The following is an 18,186-nucleotide window of genomic DNA, read 5'->3' as shown; positions in this document are numbered from 1 at the left end:
ACGGCGTCAGGTGCGGTGCTGCGCGACGTTGACCACCTGACCATCCGGGCTCCTGACGAAGAATCGCCGGATGCCCCACGGCTCGTCCGTCAGCGGGTGCACGATCTCGTAGCCGCGGCGCTGGGCCTCGGCGTACGCCCCGTCGACGTCGTCCACCTTGACAGTCAGGGCGGAATCCTCCGGCGCGGTCGCGTCCCGGGTGACCACCTGAACGCAGGCTCCCGAGTCGGGCGAGACGAAGCGGGCCACCCAGCCCTGGTTCATCCCGTCCTCGGTCAGGCCCAGGTAGGCCAAGAAACCTCTGGCCCGCTCTACGTCGTCGGTGTGCAGGTTGGTGATGACCTCGATCGCCTTCATGGCGCGAGTGTGGCACCCCGTACCCCCGGCCGTCGCCGCTCGCTGAGCCGGGTGACGGTTGCGGTAGCCGCTCACCGTTGCGGTTATAGCCACATCGGTGAGCGCTACCCGCAACGGTGAGCGCGAGCGGCCAGTGCGTGGTTCAGTCACGGTTGCGCTGGGCGCTCACGGTGGTGGTTGTGACCGCATCGGTGAGCGGCAACCGCAATTGTGAGGGAGTGGAGGCAGTCGAGGCGGGACGCCGAAGGCAAGGGTCTGCCGCGGTGATCATCGACTCGTCAGCGCCGAGGGACATGCGGCGCATCCCGAGGGCGCCTAGGGCCGTCGCGCGTCCCTGGCCTGAGCTATCACGACGGCCACCGTCGCGAGGACTGTCCCGATCGCTCCGCGCCCCTCTGACGCCGACCACAACGTCATCGACGCCGCGCCGCCCAGAACGGCGATGAATACCAGCCGTGGCCCCAGGGCGAGCCGTCGCGGCGCACGCGGCGCCGCCCACACCGACCACAAGACGATCACGACGACCAACGCCACGATGGCCGCCAGCCACCGCCACGGTCCGGAGGCGAGCGCCCAGCCGCCCCACTCCGCAGCGGCCCACATGACCAGCTCGCCGAGGAACGCGACGAGATGCCAGCCGGTCATGTCGCGGTCGTCCGCCATGCCTCCGATGCTAGGCCGCCAGCCTCACCCCGAGGATTTCGCGGGGTTCGTGACCAGGCCGCCGGTGGTGTCCTTGACCTGCGCGGACGCCACCACCGCGCGGCGCTTCGACGGGCGGTGGACCTCGGTGAACCCCGCAGCCTCGTACGCGCTGAGGTGCCCCGGATGGGCCTCGCCCCAGGTGAGTCCCCGCTCCGTAACGGGGTACGCCTCCACTAGCCGGGCACCCCGAGACCGCGCGAATTCCAGTGCGGCCCGGGCGAGTTCACGGCTGATGCCGTGGCCGCGGTGCGCGCGCACGACGTACAGGCAGGTCACGGCCCACACGGTCGGATCCGCGCGGTCCTCGTGACGGCCGCGCCAGGCGGTCTGGTTGGCGTTGCGGACGAGACCTCCGTACGACGACCGGGGCGCGACCGCGCACCACCCCACCGGCTCGCCGTCGAGGTAGGCGACGAGCCCGGACGTCTCCGGCGCCTCGGGGTCGCCGCACGAGGTCTGGTCGTGGAGCCGGTGCCGCCGCTCCTCGACGGGCTGTTGCCCGAAGCTCTCGCCGCGCTCCAGCCGGTACCGCTGGCATTGGCACGTCGCCGCCTCCCCGCGCATGACGCGATCGAGGTCGGCGCAGGAGGCCTCGTTCGCCGGGCGAATCGTCAGCGCCGTCATGCCGTCGCCGCTCACGAGCAGTCCCACCAGCGCAGGACCCGCAGGGCGTGCAGCGTGACCCACCGCGACGGCTCCCCCACCGGCTCCATCTCGAACCACACCCGGCCCCGCGGCTGCCACTCCAGCAGCCACCGCCCGTCCGGTAGCTGCCGGCTGCGTAGGTGCTCGATCGCCTCGGCGGCGCGCGGGTCCGGCGCCGAGCCCGTGAGCTGGCTGGCCCGGCGCAGGTGGTCGAGGCCGCGGAGCACGGTGTAGTACCACCGCCACGGGAACCCCAGTTCCAGGAAGTCGGAGTCGACGACCTCGCCCGTCGAGCGCCGCCGGAACAGGCGCCGGCCCAGGAGGTACTCCTCGCCCGCCTCGCGAGCCGCGCGCGACGCCGCCGTACCGCCGCCCTGCCGCTCCCACTCCAGCAGCCCCTCCAGCACGTCAATGGTCGAGTGGAAGGACGAGCGGGTCGAGCCGGTCGCGCGCTCGCAGTTCCAGCCGCCGTCCGGCTGGCGTTCCCCGAGCAGCCGCTCCACCAGCGGGGTCATGTCCACGCCGAAGTAGGCGCCCGCGGCGACGGTCCGCCCGTTGATGCACTCCTCGACCTCGCCGCCCCAGTACGGCAGCCCGTCGTACTCCCACACCCCGTGCTCGCCGACCAGCCGGACGATCGCGCGAGCCCGTTCGGTCGTCGGATCCAACCCGTACGCCGTGAGATCGGCGAGGGCGTTCATCGTGGCGGTCCAGGGCTGCCCCTCCTGCTCGTACAGCTCGCGGGAGAAGTCGCCCGGGAAGCAGGCGCCGCCGGCCCAGGTGCCCTCGGGGTCCTGGCAGGCCAGCAGCGCGGCCCCCCATCCCTCGTGTTCGACGCGCTGCCGCTCGGCCTGCCATTCGGCCTCGGGGGCGTCCGCCAGGTCGCGCATCACCTGCCACCGAATCGCGGGATCGCCCGCGAGCAGCCAGCTGAGAACCGCCTCGCTCTGTTCGGTCGTCATGAAGCGGAGGCTAGGGCCAGACACTGACAGCCGTCTCCTGGGTGGGCGCGGTCAGAGCCCCAGAGACCCTGCCAACAAGGCGTCGACCATGGCGTCGAGCTGGGCATCCGTCACGCCCCACGGTGCGGACAAGCGATGCAGGAGCAGGCCGTCCACGCCGGCGATGAAGACCCGGGCAGCGCCCTCCGCGTCACGCGCGCCGAGCAACGCCATGACCGGCGCCGTCGCCATGACGATCGCGCCCCGCCAGTGGGCGAGACTCGCTTGCAGTCGTGGCTCCTGGGCCGCGTGCACGACCAGGGCGTACCGCGCCAACGCCTCCCGACGGCCGTCGAGCAGTGCTCGCGCGCCCGCACGCAACGACGCGCGCAGGACACCGGGATCGCTCACCGTCTCCGGAGCCGGTGCGACCTCGGGCTGGCGTCGGACGGCGTCCTGATCGAGCGCGAACAGGTGCCCGAAGACCGCGTCGACCAGCTGGTCGCGGCTGCCGAAAAAGTGCGTGGTGGCGCCGTGGTAGACGCCGGCGCGCTGCTCGACGATCCGGTGGGTGAAGGAACCCATGCCCAGCTCGGCGAGCACATCGACCGCGGCCTCCAGGAGCCGATTCCGGGTATCTCCGGAAGACCGAGGGGAAGAGGCTTTCGCGGACGCCATAGCCGCCATGCTAACTTCTCCTACAATCGTAGGAATACCGCTCCGTAGGAGGTCCCATGACGGCAATCCCGCCCTCCCCCATTCGCACCGGACCGGCCCGTCCGGTGCTCCTCGCGCTGGCTGCGCTCGGTTCCCAGCTGATGCTGGTCATGGACGACACGATCGTGAACGTCGCGCTCCCCCACATCCAGCGCGATCTCGAATTCACCGGCGGCGACCTGGCCTGGGTGGTTGACATGTACATGGTCGTCTTCGGCGGACTCATGCTGGCCAGCGGCCGGGTCATCGACCTCCTGGGTCGGCGTCGGATCGTGCTCGCCGGGCTGGTCGGCTTCGGCGTCAGTTCACTCTTCGCTGGCCTGTCTCAGACCCCTGGCCAGTTGGTCGCTGCGCGCGGTACCCAGGGCCTGTTCGCGGCCATCCTGGGGACGGCTGCCCTGGCGCTACTGCTGGCCACGTTCACCGAGCCGGCCGCGCGCTCGAAGGTGTTGAGCGGATGGGCCGCGGTCACGGGCATCTCCGGCGTCGTCGGCGTGACGCTCGGCGGGATCATCACCGACACGGTGGGCTGGCGATGGGCGTTCCTGATCAACCTGCCCATGGGCCTGCTCTTCGTCGGTCTGCTGCTGAGCTCGGGTCCGGCCGTCCGCGAGACCCTCGACCGACGCTCCCTCGACCTCCCGGGGGCACTCACCGTGACCGCGGGACTGGTGGCGCTCGTGTGGGCGGTCATCCGTACGACGCATGGGTCGTGGAGTGATCCTGAGACCCTGGTGGGTCTCGCGACGGCCGGCGTACTGCTCGTGGGCTTTGTCGTGCAGGAGTCCCGCACCAAGGCTCCCCTGCTGCAGTTGTCGGCCTTCCGCGACCGCACCTACAGCGTGGCCATGGCGAGCATCGCGGTGGCCTCGGCCGCCTTGTTTGCGATGTTCTTCTTCGGCACCCAGTACATGCAATTCGTGCAGGGCTGGTCGCCGCTGCGCACCGGTCTGTCCTGGACCGCCTTCGGTCTCACCTTCGCCCTCAGCACGGGCGTCGCCATGAAGCTCATGCCCGTGCTCGGGGGCCGCAACCTCGTGCTGGCCGGCGCCCTCCTGGGCGCGGGCGGTCAGCTGCTGTGGCTACGCACGACCGTGGGCGGGTCGTACGTCGCGCAGGAGTTGCCGGCGCTCGTGGCGACCGGCGTCGGGATGGGCCTGTGCATGATCCCGCTCATGGTCGCGGCTCTCGGGTCCGCTCCCCAGCACTCCGCCGGCACGGAGTCGGGGCTGGCGGGCACGATGCAGCAAGTCGGTGGCGCGCTCGGCGTGGCCGGCCTGTCCACCATCGCCGTGCGACATGGGACCGACGTCCTCGCCCGGACCGGCGACATGGCCGGGGCGATGACCGCCGGATTCCACCGCTCGTTCCTGATCGGCGCCGGACTGCTGGTGCTTCTCGCGCTCCTCGCCCTGCTGCTCCCGCCCCTGCGCGAGGAGGTCGACACCGAGGCGCTGACTGCCGGTTAGGAGATCACGGCCGAAACTGTGCGGCCGCTGCGGCGGCGACGACGAGGACGACGGTCAGGTCGTCGTCAGCAGGTACTTGCCGAAATGCGGCACCGTGAAGGCAATGCGGCCGCGCTCCCCGGAATAGATCAGGCCCTTCTTGAGCAGACCGTCGCGCGCCGGGGAGAGGGACTGCGGCTTCCGGCCCAGTTGGTCGGCGACCCGAGCGGTCGGCACGGATTCGGATTCGTCGAGTTCCTCACCCGCCGTACGCATCTCGGCGGCAACGTCCGCCATCGCGCGCAGGTACTCGCGCTCCCCCGGCGTCGCCCGCTCGTACCGGCTCCCGAAGAACCCCACCGCCAGTTCCTCTTCGGCCTCCGGCGCCGCCACCTGTACGTCGTGTGCCGTAATCGGCGACGCGGGGGCGGCATCCCAGGCGACCTTGCCGTACGCCTGGATGAAATACGGGTAGCCACCCGTCGCGACGTACATCGCCTCCAGGGCCTCCCCGGCGAACTCCGCACCCTCCTCGCGCGCCGGCACCTGCAGGGCGGCCTCCGCGGCGCCCCGATCGAGCCGATCGATCCGCGAATAGCGGAACAGCCGTTCGGAATACGACTTGCTGGCCGACAAAACGGCGGGCAGGTGCGGCAGCCCGGCGCCGACCACGATGACCGGCAGCCCGTTCTGGCTGATCTCGTGGAAGGCCGCGCAGAGCGCCGAGACGTCGTCCGCGCCGAGATCCTGCATCTCGTCGATGAACAACGCCACCCCGCGACCCACGTCTTGCGCCAATCCCCCGACATCCGTAAGCAATTCGACAAGGTCGATCTCGATGTCGCCGGAGTCCGCGCGGCCGGATATGGCCGGTACGTCGATGCCCGGTTGCCACTTCTCGCGAAGCTTGGCGCTCGGCGCGGCATCGCGCAGGGCAAACGCCTTGATCACGCCGAGCACGTGGTCGACCTCGTCGCCGCTGGGGTGCCCCAGCTCCCGCACGGCGACGTGCAGGGCCGCGCTCGCCGGACGACGCAACGTCTGGTCGGGCCGGGCCTCGAACTTGCCTGTCCCCCAACCGGCGCGGACTGCCGAACTCCGCAACGAGTTGAGCAACACGGTCTTGCCGACGCCGCGAAGGCCGGTGAGAACGATCGAGCGCTCGGGGCGGCCCTTGGCGACTCGCTCAAGGACCACGTCGAAGGTTCGCAGCTGCTCGTCGCGGCCGGCGAGCTCGGGGGGGCGCTGGCCGGCGCCAGGGGCATAGGGGTTCCGAATCGGGTCCACGGGAGGACAGTATTCGGCTTTCTAGCGGTACGCCGAGAGGCGCGCAGAGAGCCGCATCATCGGGCTCGGCTGCGCCGGCGCGTGGCCACCGCGCCGTTTCAGCTGGGCGAGTCCCCGCCCTAGAAGCGTGCCCAGGGTCACTCCGTGGCCGCGGGCGCCGATTCCTCTCTGGGACAGCAGATTTCTATCGGACAGAGATCTGATGAGACACAATTAAGTGTGAAGTCATTGTGCGATAGGTGTTCGATCTGAAAGACTGGGGCATGGCGATCGAGGAGCACACCGCGCTCGGGTCGGTGCTTGCCGCCCAGACGGCGATCGCCGCCGCGAACAACAGCATGACCGGGGCCACCGACAGCTGGTTCGCGCTACCCTCCGCCGAGGTCACGGGCCTGTTCGGCGAGGTGGTCCGCCTCCGAGCGTTGGCCGAGGGCCTCACGGTGGCGCTGGTCATCGAGGCGGAGAGCCGCGGACTCATCGCGGGCTCGGCGTGGCGAAGCCCGGCGGACTGGGTGCGAGCGATGGCTGCAGCCGCGGGCGCACCCATGTCGCCTGCCGCGGCGAAGCGGTACGCGGAGGTGGCCCGTTACGCCGTTCGGACCGATCCCGACATGAGCGCCTACCGCGCCGCGGTCACGAGTGGGGCGATCGCCGTCCCCGTCGCGGCCGCCCTCCGGGCCGACCTCGATCTCATCGCCTCTCGGGTGCCGGCTCCCGTCGCCGCCACCGCCATCGGGGCCATGGTCGCTGCCGCGCGTGCCGGCGCCTCCGCGGGTGAGCTCCGAGCCGCTCGCGAGGCGGTCATCGCCAACTACGGCGACGAGGGTGAGTTCGAAGACCGGCAACGGCACGCCCACGACCACCGCGAGATGACCGGTTGGCGCCGCGACCAGCACGACCGCAACGTCTGCACGCTGGCACTCGGCAACGCCGACCGTTCCGTGGTCGACGCCGCGATAGCCATTCTCGCTGCGCCCTTCCCCGCCGCCGTGGACGCCCACGGCCGGGTGTTGGAGCGCGACGAACGCACCGCCGGCCAGCGACGCGCCGACGCCTTCGTTGAGATGTGCCGCATCGTCGCGAACGACCCGACGCTGCTCAACACCGGCGAGGTGAGAAGCGGCGGCGCCGCCGAAGTCATCGTCACGATGACCCTGAGCAGCCTCGTCGCCGGGCTGGGGTACGGGACCGACGCCGGCGGTCAGCCCCTTCCGGCGAGCGCGGTCCGCCGCCTCTGCTGCGAGGCGGCCATCATCCCCGCGGTCTTAGGCGCCGACAGCGAACTCCTGGACCTCGGCCGGGAGCGGAGACTGGCGAGCCAGGGACAACGTCGCGCCCTCGCGCATCGGGATCGGTGCTGCACGTTCCCCGGGTGCACCCGCCCGGCCGGGTGGTGCGCCGCGCACCACCTGGTCTCGTGGCTCGACGGCGGCCGCACCGACCTCGACAACCTCGCGCTGCTCTGTTGGCACCACCACACGGTGGTGCACGCAAAGGGGTACGTCGGGCGCGTGGATCCCGACGGCGTGGTGCGGTGGTCCCACCCACGAAGCTCCACCGGATCCGAGGACGGCAGGGCGAGCGACCGCCCGGCCAGTGCCAGCGGCGACGGCGCCGCCATGACCTCCCCCCAAGGGAGTCCGCCCTCGGGAAGACCACCCGGTAGGGCGGCGTCAGCTGGCCACCCACGGCAACCCGCGACGGGGTCTCGTCCGCCCTCGAGGGGGGCCGACCAGGGGGCGGCGAGACCCTCGCGCGGGCCGATAGGTACTGGCCCGCGGCCGAAGAGCTCCGGGCCGAGTCGGCGCGACGGCGCGCCCGAGTCGATCCGCGAGAGCGACCGCGGTGGGAGACCTGAGCCGGGCGTACCACGTGAGCCCGGCGTGCCACGACGGTCGAGCGTGTCCCGGGGGCCTGGTAGACCCGGCGGGCTCGGTGAACCCGGTGGAGCAGGCGATTCCGGCGGCGCCGGGCCGCCCCGAACGTGAGCGCGGTCTCCCCGGTCGAGGTCACGCCGGTCGCAGGCCCACCCAGGGCTCCGATGCCCCCATATAGCAATATCTAAAGTTTCGCTCAGACATACCCAGACGGCCCAATCAAGCCTGTTCGCCCAAGCAGGACGGCGCGTGCCTCGACCCGTCTTCGCTAGCCTGCCGGGGTGACCACAGCAAGCGGCCACCCCGACGTGGAGCAGGTCAGCGCTCTCGAACGAGAGCTTCAGCGCGGCCACGCGCGCCGACCCACGGCGCCTCGCCGAGCTCCTCGCTCCCGACTTCGAGGAGGTGGGCGCATCCGGAACAGTCTGGAACCGCGAGACGACCCTCCAACTCCTCACCACCGAGAACGCGGATGCCGCCGCAATCCACAGCATCCAGGTCCACGACATCCAGACTCACGACATCCAGGTTCACGACCTGACCGGGCAGGTCGTGGCCGAGGGCATCGTCGCCCTACGGTGGGACTCGGTCCGCGGGGCCGGTACGCCGGGTGAGCGCCGCGCCCGCCGTACCTCGCTGAGGCGCCGCGACCCCGACGGCTGGCGACTCGTCCGCCACCAGGGCACCGTGCTGCCATGACCGCACCAGCCCCGCCCCCAGCCGCCGGCCACGACCGCTCCCCGTCCGCGTCTGCGCCTGCGTCTCCGTCTTCGTCCTCCGTACCCGAGCCCGTTCCCGACGGCGTCGCCGACCTGGCCCGCGCGGCCCGCAGCGTCACGGTGCTCACCGGCGCGGGGATGTCGGCGGAGTCCGGCGTACCCACCTTCCGCGACGCCCAGACCGGACTGTGGGCCCGGTACGACCCCGAGCAGCTCGCCACTCCCCAGGCCTGGCGGCGGGACCGCGAGCTGGTCTGGGCCTGGTACGCCTGGCGGGCCGCGCTCGTCCGCCGCGTGCGACCCAACGCGGGCCACGACGCCCTGGCCCAGTGGGCCGCACTCCCGAATCGGCGCCTCACCATCGCCACCCAGAACGTCGACGACCTGCACGAACGCGCCGGGAGCGAAGTTCGCGCCCACGTCCACGGCAGCCTGTTCGCCTTCCGCTGCGAGCGCTGTGCGGCCCCCTACGACACCGACGCCATCGAACTGCCCGACCCCGACGATCCCCCGCCGCGCCGTGAGCCCCCCGCCTGCCCGCGCTGCCAGCACCCGGTCCGCCCTGGCGTCGTGTGGTTCGGCGAGGCGCTCCCCGAGCGCGAGTTCGCCGCGGCGACCGATGCGTGCCGCGACACCGACCTGGTGCTGGTGGTCGGCACGTCGGGCATCGTCTATCCCTTCGCCGCGCTGCCGGGCGTCGCCGCGCGACACGGCGTACCCGTGGTGGAGATCAACCCCGTCGACACCGCCCTCACCCCGGACGTCGACCACGCGTGGCGAGCCACCGCCGCAAACGCTCTCCCCGCTTTGGTCGCCGCCCTGCGCGTCTAACCCCCGACGGCGCAAATATCCTTCTCAGCGCACCTCGGGCGTGCCGGAGCCCAGGTGGGTCAGCGGGCGGTTCGCGTTCTTCCAGGCCAGCATCCCGCCGGTGAGGTTCACGGCGTCGTACCCCGACGCATTGAGGAAGGCCACCACCCGGCCCGACCGGGCGCCGCTGCGACAGACGATGACCAGCGGGCGATAGGTCGGCAGCTCGTCCAGGCGCGACTCAATTTGACTGAGCGGCACGTGAATGGCGTCGGGCGCGTGCCCCAGGTCCCACTCGTCGCGCTCCCGGACGTCAACCAGCTGCGCGTTGTCGGGAAGGTCGTCGTGGTTGACGGCGGGTACGTCGGGCTGCGGTTCGACCGGGATGTTCGTCATGCGCACATCCTGCCGACGCGGCGATTACTTCACCAGCCGCGAGAGCCGACGATCCGCCAGCGGCTTGCCGCCGGTCTGGCAGGTGGCGCAGTACTGCAGCGCCGAATCCGCAAACGACACCTCCCGCACCACGTCACCGCACTCGGGGCAAGGCTGACCCACCCGACCGTGCACCCGCATCCCGCCGCGTTTGGCGTCCTTGAGTTCGGCCGCCGGCTTGCCGGACGCGGCCAGCACCGCCTTGGCGAGCGTGGCGCGCAACGCCTCGTACAGCCGATCCACCGACGCCTCGTCGAGCTTGCCGGCCACGGCGAACGGCGACATCTTCGCCACGTGCAGGATCTCGTCCGAGTACGCATTGCCAATGCCGGCGATCACGGACTGGTCCCGCAGCAGCCCCTTGATCTGCTTGTTCCTCCCCGCAAGCAGCGTCCCGAACGCCTCACGGGTGAACTCGGTCCCGAGCGGATCCGGCCCCAGCGACGCGATCCCAGGGACCGTCGCGGGGTCCGCGACCAGATAGACCGCCAGACCCTTCTTCGTCCCCGCCTCGGTGAGGTCGAAGCCCGAACCGTCGGACATCCGCACCCGCAGCGCGATCGGTGACTTGCCGGGGCGGATCGTCGTGGCCGCCAGGGAGTCCGACCAGCGCAGCCACCCCGCCCGCGCAAGGTGGAACACCAGATGCAGCCCGTCCACGTCGATGTCGAGGAACTTGCCGTGCCGGGTGACCGACTCCACGATCGAGCCCGCCAGCGCCTGCGGGGGTGGGTCGTACGTCTTCAACACCGCGACCGAGCCGACCTCGACCCCCGCGACGGCGAGGCCCGGCAGCCTCATGTCGAGGAACTCGGCGAGGGCCTGGACCTCCGGCAGCTCGGGCATCGCGACCTCCTTCTAGTCGTCTCTAGCGATTAACCGAGAGGCACCTAGCGAGACCTCAACAGATCCCGCCGACGGCCGCCGACCGACACCTGGAGCCCCCGGCGAAACGCCGGGTGGCCCTCAGTCGCCGGCCTGAACCGCGAGCAGACGCTGCAGTTTCGGCAGGATTCCGTAGCCGTCGCCGGCCCGGACGACCGGCACCTCGCCGTGCACCGTCCGCGGCGCGAACTCCTCGTTGGACACCGGCAGACCGTGGCTGAGCACCTGCTCGGCGGGGGTGAGCTCGCGGATGGCGATCGCCCGCACCACATCGGGGCGGTCGTGCGCGAACGCGCCGTAGATCTTCGGGTCGTGCTGGCCGTCATCCCCGACCAGCACCCACTGGATGTCCGGGAACTCCTTGGCGAGCCGGTGCAGATTCTCGCGCTTGTGGTCCTGACCGGACCGGAACCAGCCGGTGTTCGTGGGCCCCCAGTCCGTGAGGAGCAGCGGCCCCAGGGGATAGCCGTGCCGCTTGAGGAAGCGGGTCAGCGTCGGCGCGGTGTTCCACGCGCCGGTCGACAGATAGAAGATCGGCGCCCCGGGGTGGTCGGCGAGGAGCTCGCGATACAGCGGCGCCATGCCGGGCACGATGTGGCGCGCCTGCTCATGGCGTACGAACGTATTCCACGCCGCGATGAACATTCGGGGGAGCACGGTGATCATCACCGTGTCGTCGATGTCGCTGACCACCCCGAACCGTACGTCGTCGCCGACGATCACGACGGGGACCCGTTGCGCGCGGCCGCCCTCGGGGGTCACCGACACCTCATGCCAGCCGGCGGGCAGGTCGTGGTCGTCGATCGTGACGTCGACGTACCCGCTCCGGTCGGTCGTGGTGCGATACGTGCGGCCCTGCACCTCCACACTCACGTTGAGGCCCGTGGCCTGCGCCGTCACGAACGCGCGCCAGCCGCGCACCTCGCGCTCCGGCTCCAACGCGATCTCCTCGTGCTCGTCCGCGCGGGTCTCCGCGGCGTCGAGGCTGTGCCGCGACAGCACGATCCGGGCCAGGACGCGCACGAACGCCGTAGAGCCGTAACCGGTGTGCGCGATCACCCGCGGCTTCCAACCACGTCCGACGAGGACTCCGTTGAGCTGACCGTGCCAGGCGTCCTCGACGACCGCGGCGATATGGGGACGAGCCATGGCACCAACGTAGCCGCTCAACAGGCCGAACGCGACGCCGAGCAACCCTCGACGCCGTTGGCCGCCGCCGCGCCTGACCTTGGCGTTAGCACCGTTAGGCGGCCCGACGCCGCGGGCTCAGGCCGGGTCCCGCCGTGCCGATGGGTAGCTGACCCGGACGGATCCGGGCCAGTCCCGGATGGACCCGGGACACACCCGGACGGACCCGGGGCGGACCAGCGGCGGAAGGAACCTCCGTGGACAAGGGCAGGATGCCCGCGAGCTCAACTCGCCGGGGTGACACGTATCGTGTGGGCGGCTGACATGCACAAGCAGACCAGCCCGGGCCGTGCCTCGACCCGCGGGCCACGTCCCGACCGGTGCTCGCACAACCACGACGCCGACCGCAGCCGCCACGCCCGAGACTCCGTACCCCGTGACCAGGCCCCGAAGGACCCGCGCCACTGCCGCCCGCATCGGTCGCCGCTCAACCGCTCCCACACCACGCCCGGCAAGCCCGTCGGCGTCACCTGCCGGCACACCGCCGGCCTCGACGACGTATGGTCCGCTCGACACGCGGGTACAGTCGCGACGAATACCCTTTCGTCGCAATCGAGGAGCGGCATGGAGCCCGAAGGCGCGGCCGTCGACAAGGCACAGACGGCGCCGGAACCGGATGACCCGGCGAAGGTCGACTCTCCCCCGGACATCAGCAAACCGTCCTGGAAATACACGGCGAAGAAGGCCTTCCAGGAGTTCAACAACGACCAATGCACGGACCAGGCCGCGGCTCTGACCTACTACTCGGTGCTGGCGCTCTTTCCCGGACTGCTCGCGCTGATCTCCCTGATCGGCATCTTCGGGGACGGTCAGAAGACCGTGAACTCGATGCTGGACCTGGTGGGCCAGTTCGCCCCGGCCGACGCGTTGGAGCAGATCAAGCCCGTCATCGAGCAGATGGTCAACACCAAGGCGGCCGGATTCGCGCTCGTGTTCGGTCTGCTCGGCGCGCTGTGGTCGTCCTCGGGGTACGTCGGGGCCTTCGGCAGGGCCATGAACCGGGTGTACGAGATCGACGAGGGCCGTCCCATCTGGAAGCTGCGCCCGCTGCAGCTCGGCCTCACCGCCGTCATCCTGCTCATGGTGGCGCTCGTCATGGTCGCGCTGGTGGTCTCCGGCGGCCTGGCTGAGGCGATCCTCGGCGAGGGCGCCGCGCGCGTCTGGGACATCGCCAAGCTGCCCGTGGTGCTCGCCATCGTGGTGCTGATCATCGCGATGCTCTACTACTTCACCCCCAACGTGAAGCAGCCCAAGTTCAAGTGGCTCTCGATCGGCGCGCTGGTCGCCCTCGCGGTCTGGATCGTCGCCTCCGTGGCCTTCGGGTTCTACGTGGGCAACTTCGGCAGCTACAACAAGACGTACGGCGCCCTGGCGGGCGTCATCGTCTTCCTCCTGTGGCTCTGGATCACGAACCTGTCGCTGCTGTTCGGCGCCGAGGTCGATTCCGAGCTGGAACGGGCCCGGCAGCTCCAGTCCGGCATCAAGGCCGAGGAGACGCTGCAGCTCCCGCCCAAGGACACCAAGGCCAGCGACAAGAAGCTGGAGAAGCGCGAGGAGACGATCGAGGAGGGTCGCCAGCTCCGCCTGGAGGCCGAGGCCGCCGGCGTCGTACCCCCCGCGAAGGACGGGGACAAGGACGGCGACGCGAGCACCCGCGACAGCCAGCGCGCTTGACCCGCGCATCCCCGCAGCTCAGGTCCCCTGAGCCGCACGCAGTGCAGCCAAGCTTTCGGCGCCCCGATGTTGTGTACATCGGGGCGCCGAGGCGTTTGGCGCCTCCCGGGGGTCCTTGTACGCTGGTGTTGAACGACCGTCTGACAGCGGCGGGGGATGCCGCTGTCACGCTGGCGGTCTTCCCCGCCCGGCACGCATGGGGATGCGTCCTGGCGGTGTAGGGGACGACGTCGGAGCACGGGGGTGCGGCCGGCGGGGGGAGGACCTGGGGATGTCGATTCACCTCGTACTGCTGACCTTGTCGTGCTGCGCGCTCGCCGCGGCGGCCGCGGGTGGCCAACTCGCGGGGCTCACCGAAGACTCGCTGCGGGCCCGCCAGATGGCGCTCCTCGTCTCGGGCGCCCTGGTCGCGGGCAACGCGGCCTGCCTGCTTCCGGTGACCCCGGGCTGGTATTCGGCCGCGCTCGTCGCGCTCACCTTCGCCGGGCTCGTCTGGCTGGCCGTCTCGACGGTGGCCGCACGCTCGCACCGACGCCGCAACGTCGGCACGACCGTGGCCCCTGGAGTCACCGTCGCCGCACGGCCCACCGTCATCACCGGTGTCGCCACGACGACAGCCCAGACCGGCTCCGCGGCGCGCACGGACCGGCCGCACTTCGCCGTGCTGCCCGGCGGGCTGGCCGCCACCGCTGTCCGCGGCGGCACGATCGCCGCGCCGGCCACCCTGCCGGCCGCGTTGGCCACCGTGCCGGCCGCGTCGCCCACCCTCTCGGACCAGGCGAGTTATCCCGTCGTGCAGGCCACGCCCCTCGACTCCCCCGCGGAGGGGGTCCAGTGGGACGCCGGCCTGCTCGCCGCCTACCTCAGCGAGCGCACCCTGGTCACCCGCGCCGACCTCGACACGATCGGCTCGCGCGGCGCCCGCGCCCAGAACGTCGGGATCGCCCGCCGCATCGGCAGCTACGCGCCGGAGGCGGCCAAGCGCCGGGCCGCCGGATCGGCCTTCCGCCAACGCGCCCACGCACTGGACGGGAGCGTCCTGCGCGCGCAACTGCGCAGCGCGTACGACGACGCGCCCGCGCCGCAGCGGTCCCCGGGCGCCCAGGCCTGATCCGCCCGAGGACCCGCCAGCCGACCAGGCTCGAGGTCGCTAAGCCCGCGGGGCCCCGGCGGCGTACGCCCCCTGGGCCCGCTCGGCGCGCAGCGCATCGTCGCGCAGCTCGATGAGGGTACGACGCAGCGCGCCGGGCGCGTCCGGGTGCGCCGCGAGCCAGTCGCCGGCCAGCGCGGGCACCTCCACCCCCGACCCGGCCGGGACCTCCGCCGGGAAGAGTCCCTTCACGACCCGTTGCGCCAGCTCCTGGCTGCGGGCGGCCCAGATGCGCTCGAGCGCGGCGAAGTACGGCTCGACGTACGGCGTCCGCAGCGCCCCCTGCCCGGGCGTCGAGAACCCGTCCGCGTTGGCGCTGACCAGGTCGTTCGTCAGCGCAGGCTCAGTGAGCAGGGCCTGCCAGGCCGCCGCCTTCGCCGCCGCCGTGGGCATGCTGAGCCGCGCCGCGAGGTGCCGCACGGGCGACAGCGAGGTGGCTTCCCCGGCGCGCTCGCGGTCCAGGTCGGCCTCGTCGGCGTGCCCGGTCGCGACCAATCCCCGCAGCAGCTGCCAGCGCAGCTGCGGCCCGAGGGCCAGCCCCTCGACGACCAGGTCCCCGGCCAGCACCCGGCGTACCTCCTCCGCCCGCGCCGCGCACCCCAGCGCCGCGCTCGCGAACGCCCGCGCCCACGCCAGCTGGTGGTCCGCGCCGCGGCTGCGGTCATTCATCGCCGCCCACGCCGCCTCGACGACCCGGCACAGCTCGGCCTCGCGCGCCGGACCGTCGGGCACGAACTGCGAGGCCGCCGTCACCGCCTGCTCCAGCGCCGTGGCGACGAGCGCCACCTCCGGTTCGCGGCGGGCCTGCGCCAGGACGCTGGGCAGGTACTCCGCGGCCGAGAGCCGAGCGTCCCGGCAGTCGTTCCACAACGCGGCCCACAGGACGGCGCGGGTCAGCGACGTGGAGACGTCCGTCAGGCGCGTCAGCGCGACCCGGCGCCCGGCCTCGTCGAGGCGCACCTTCGCGTAGGTCAGGTCCTCGTCGTCGACGACGACGAGCGCGGGGGCGGGGGCGCCGATCGCGTCCGGGACTGCGGTGCGGGCGCCGGTGAGGTCGAGACCGTACGCCGCGAGCCGGGCCAGCTCACCCGCGGGGCCGCCGGGCCGCTCGCCGTACAGTCCGACCGTGATCCGGTGCGGCCGCATGAGTTCGGTCCCGGTGACCTCGTCGCGGCCGTCTTGAAGCACCTCCAGGCCGGCCACCGTCCCGTCCGACGCGAGCGTGAGGCGCGGGGTCAGCGTGGCGACCCCCGAGGTCTGCAGCCACGCCTCCGACCAGCCCTGGAGGTCGCGTCCGCTGGCCGCCTCCAGCTCGGTGAACAGGTCGCCCAGCGTGGCGCTGCCGTAGGCATGCTTCGCGAAGTAGGGACGGACCCCGGCCAGGAAGGCCTCCCTGCCGACGTACGCGACGAGCTGCTTGATCACCGCGGCGCCCTTGGCGTAGGTGATGCCGTCGAAGTTCTGCTTGGCCGCCTCGACGTCGGGGATGTCCGCGACGATCGGGTGCGTCGTCGGCAGCTGGTCCGCGCGGTGGGCCCAGGCCTTGCGGCGCGCGCAGAACGCGGTCCAGGCGTCGGTGTATTCGCTGGCCTGCGCCGTGGCCGCGGTGCCCAGGTAGTCGGCCAGGCTCTCCTTGAGCCACAGGTCATCCCACCAGGCCGGGGTCACCAGGTCGCCGAACCACATGTGGCTCATCTCGTGCATGATCGTGGTCGCGCGGCGCTCGTGGTCGCTGCGGGTCGCGCCCGACTGGAAGACCGTGAGGGCGTCGTTGAACGTGACCAGGCCTGGGTTCTCCATGGCGCCGATGTTGTACTCCGGCACGAAGATCGAGTCGTACTTGCCCCACGGATACGGGATCTGCAGCTCCGCGTTGAAGTGATCGAGCCCGGTCTTCGTGAGGCCGAGCACCCGCTCGGGGTCGAACGTGCTGGCCAGGCTGGCGCGGCAGAGCGCAGCGAGCGGGACGGTGAGTACGGTCCCGTCCGGCATGTGCCCGGTCCAGGAGTCCTCCCAGCGCCGGTAGGGGCCGGCGGCGACGCAGAGCAGGTACGTCGAGAGCGGCGGGGTCTGCGCGAACCGGACGCGGACCAGCTCGTCGCCGGCGGCGTCTCGGCCCGCGGGCTCCCGAGCCTCTTCGGGCTGGTTGGCGAGGATCTGCCAGTCGGCCCGGCCCGTGACGATGACGGTGTAGCGGGCCTTGAGGTCGGGCTGCTCGATGTTCACGAAGTAGCGCCGGGCGTCGGACGGCTCGCAGTGCGTATAGAGGTAGGTCTGGCCGTCCACCGGGTCGACGTAGCGGTGCAGCCCCTCGCCGGATCGCGAGTACCTTGCGGTGGCCCGAACAGTCACGGTTGTGGGCCGGCCCACCGGCAGGCCGGTGAGCTGCAGGCGGGCCCCGTCGTACGCGATGGGCCTGGGCTGCCCGTCGACGTCGAGGGCGTCCACGGACTCCCCGATGAAGTCGAGGAATGTGTCCGGTGCGCTGGTGGTGAGAGTGAGGGTCGTGCGGGTCGGGAACATGGCCTGGCCGGGGTCCGTGGCCCCGGCGAGGTCGAGTTCGACCTCGCAGACGTCGAGGGTGAGCTGGTCAGTGCGTCGCCGCGCTTCTGCCCGAGTCAGATTCGTGGTCACCCTTCGACCGTAACGGCGGTCCGGGAACGCCGCCCCGGGTTTCCCCGGATCGGGGTGGTCAGAACCGCTAGGCATAGGGTGAGCTGCGGAGTTACGGTCTGGGCATGATCGGCCGCGCGATGCAGACAGCGCAGCCCCCGGAACCGACGCCTACCCAGCGTCGGGCCCTGGCGGCGGCCAGGCTGACGCGCGGCGAGACGGCATGCTTGCTGGCGTTCGCATGGGTCTTCACTCCGCTCATCGTGGTCGTGAGCTGGCATGACATGCCCGGACTGGGCTTCGGGTTCGCGGTCGCGATGGGCGCACTGATACTTGTGACGAGCCTGGTGGTGCTCGCGCTGGCCCGGCGACGGGCTAGCGGTCGTGGCCGGCCGGAGACGGTAGCCTCCCTCCAGGCGGCGCGGGCCAACGACTCGATCCAACGCTGGTTCGCGCTGGGCTGGTCGGTCACGGCCCTCATGGGGCTGATCCCGCGACTATTCGGCGACAAGCTGCCGCTCGCCTACGCCAACCTGCTGCTCGCGACTGCGCTGCTGATCTCGGCAGCCGTGGGGCGGCGGCGCTACCGCCGGTACGACGCGGCGCTGGCGGCCGGCCGCCCCGGCGTACCCGCAGGGCCGGAGGCCCCAGCGGCACACGGCGTACCAGCGGAGCCCGACGTACCAGCGAAGCCCGACGGCCCTCCCGACGCACGACCCGCGCCGCCCGCCTGAC

Annotated in this window: 15 protein-coding genes and 2 pseudogenes; 7 read left to right on the top strand and 10 right to left on the bottom strand. The window is 71.6% G+C overall.

The window, feature by feature from the left end; translation table 11 throughout:
* Positions 1–6 precede the first annotated feature (6 nt).
* From IPK37_07810 to IPK37_07790, 5 genes are all read right to left on the bottom strand, one after another.
* Entirely contained in the window at positions 7–357 is a 351-nt protein-coding gene (locus IPK37_07810) for a VOC family protein (GenBank protein QQS02226.1), read from the bottom strand.
* A 315-nt stretch (positions 358–672) separates the two neighbouring features.
* The gene (locus IPK37_07805) at positions 673–1,020 is read right to left on the bottom strand and encodes a YrdB family protein (GenBank protein QQS02225.1); all 348 of its coding nucleotides are present in this window, start codon (positions 1,018–1,020) and stop codon (positions 673–675) included.
* A 24-nt stretch (positions 1,021–1,044) separates the two neighbouring features.
* Positions 1,045–1,686: a GNAT family N-acetyltransferase gene (locus IPK37_07800; protein ID QQS02741.1), complete on the bottom strand. Its 642-nt coding sequence runs from the start codon at positions 1,684–1,686 to the stop codon at positions 1,045–1,047.
* Positions 1,687–1,697: 11 nt separating this feature from the next.
* On the bottom strand, positions 1,698–2,669 hold the full coding sequence (locus IPK37_07795; protein ID QQS02224.1) for a squalene cyclase: 972 nt from the start codon (positions 2,667–2,669) through the stop codon (positions 1,698–1,700).
* Positions 2,670–2,720: 51 nt separating this feature from the next.
* Entirely contained in the window at positions 2,721–3,326 is a 606-nt protein-coding gene (locus IPK37_07790) for a TetR family transcriptional regulator (GenBank protein QQS02223.1), read from the bottom strand.
* Positions 3,327–3,382: 56 nt separating this feature from the next.
* Here IPK37_07790 and IPK37_07785 point away from each other — a divergent pair, with 56 nt between their 5' ends.
* Positions 3,383–4,834, top strand: coding sequence for an MFS transporter (locus IPK37_07785; GenBank protein QQS02222.1), 1,452 nt, complete (start codon positions 3,383–3,385; stop codon positions 4,832–4,834).
* A 54-nt stretch (positions 4,835–4,888) separates the two neighbouring features.
* Here the strand turns inward: IPK37_07785 and IPK37_07780 are convergent, their stop codons facing one another.
* Positions 4,889–6,100, bottom strand: a complete 1,212-nt coding sequence (locus IPK37_07780) for an ATP-binding protein (protein QQS02221.1) — start codon at positions 6,098–6,100, stop codon at positions 4,889–4,891.
* Positions 6,101–6,339: 239 nt separating this feature from the next.
* Here IPK37_07780 and IPK37_07775 point away from each other — a divergent pair, with 239 nt between their 5' ends.
* The 3 genes and pseudogenes from IPK37_07775 to IPK37_07765 all read left to right on the top strand — a co-directional run bounded on the left by IPK37_07775 (position 6,340) and on the right by IPK37_07765 (position 9,527).
* Complete coding sequence (locus tag IPK37_07775) at positions 6,340–8,088, top strand: DUF222 domain-containing protein (protein ID QQS02220.1); 1,749 nt, start codon at positions 6,340–6,342, stop codon at positions 8,086–8,088.
* A gap of 213 nt (positions 8,089–8,301) precedes the next feature.
* Positions 8,302–8,676 (top strand): annotated as a pseudogene (locus tag IPK37_07770) (nuclear transport factor 2 family protein).
* The gene (locus IPK37_07765) at positions 8,673–9,527 is read left to right on the top strand and encodes an NAD-dependent deacylase (GenBank protein QQS02219.1); all 855 of its coding nucleotides are present in this window, start codon (positions 8,673–8,675) and stop codon (positions 9,525–9,527) included. The pseudogene IPK37_07770 and the gene IPK37_07765 overlap by 4 nt, the downstream one beginning before the upstream one ends.
* Before the next feature lie 24 nt (positions 9,528–9,551).
* On the opposite strand, the gene IPK37_07760 is transcribed toward IPK37_07765, so the two are convergent.
* The 3 genes from IPK37_07760 to IPK37_07750 form a co-directional block, all read right to left on the bottom strand.
* Positions 9,552–9,902, bottom strand: coding sequence for a rhodanese-like domain-containing protein (locus IPK37_07760; GenBank protein ID QQS02218.1), 351 nt, complete (start codon positions 9,900–9,902; stop codon positions 9,552–9,554).
* Positions 9,903–9,926: 24 nt separating this feature from the next.
* Positions 9,927–10,787, bottom strand: a complete 861-nt coding sequence (locus IPK37_07755) for an Fpg/Nei family DNA glycosylase (GenBank protein ID QQS02217.1) — start codon at positions 10,785–10,787, stop codon at positions 9,927–9,929.
* 120 nt (positions 10,788–10,907) lie between these two features.
* Positions 10,908–11,975 (bottom strand): DUF2183 domain-containing protein, encoded by a 1,068-nt coding sequence (locus IPK37_07750; protein ID QQS02216.1) that lies wholly within the window; start codon positions 11,973–11,975, stop codon positions 10,908–10,910.
* 603 nt (positions 11,976–12,578) lie between these two features.
* On the opposite strand from IPK37_07750, the pseudogene IPK37_07745 reads away from it, so the two are divergent.
* Together IPK37_07745 and IPK37_07740 are read left to right on the top strand one after the other, a co-directional pair.
* A pseudogene (locus IPK37_07745) lies at positions 12,579–13,619 on the top strand (YihY/virulence factor BrkB family protein).
* Between the two features lie 340 nt (positions 13,620–13,959).
* A complete protein-coding gene (locus IPK37_07740; protein QQS02215.1) occupies positions 13,960–14,799 on the top strand; it encodes a hypothetical protein in 840 nt (279 codons plus the stop codon).
* A gap of 39 nt (positions 14,800–14,838) precedes the next feature.
* On the opposite strand, the gene pepN is transcribed toward IPK37_07740, so the two are convergent.
* Positions 14,839–17,547: an aminopeptidase N gene (gene pepN / locus IPK37_07735; GenBank protein QQS02214.1), complete on the bottom strand. Its 2,709-nt coding sequence runs from the start codon at positions 17,545–17,547 to the stop codon at positions 14,839–14,841.
* A gap of 29 nt (positions 17,548–17,576) precedes the next feature.
* Here pepN and IPK37_07730 point away from each other — a divergent pair, with 29 nt between their 5' ends.
* Positions 17,577–18,185 (top strand): hypothetical protein, encoded by a 609-nt coding sequence (locus IPK37_07730; GenBank protein ID QQS02213.1) that lies wholly within the window; start codon positions 17,577–17,579, stop codon positions 18,183–18,185.
* The last annotated feature ends 1 nt before the right edge of the window (position 18,186 follow it).

Origin of the sequence: Austwickia sp. (assembly GCA_016699675.1) — a bacterium.
In the GTDB taxonomy this organism is placed as follows: domain Bacteria; phylum Actinomycetota; class Actinomycetes; order Actinomycetales; family Dermatophilaceae; genus Austwickia.
This window is presented reverse-complemented; position numbering and strand designations above follow the sequence as displayed.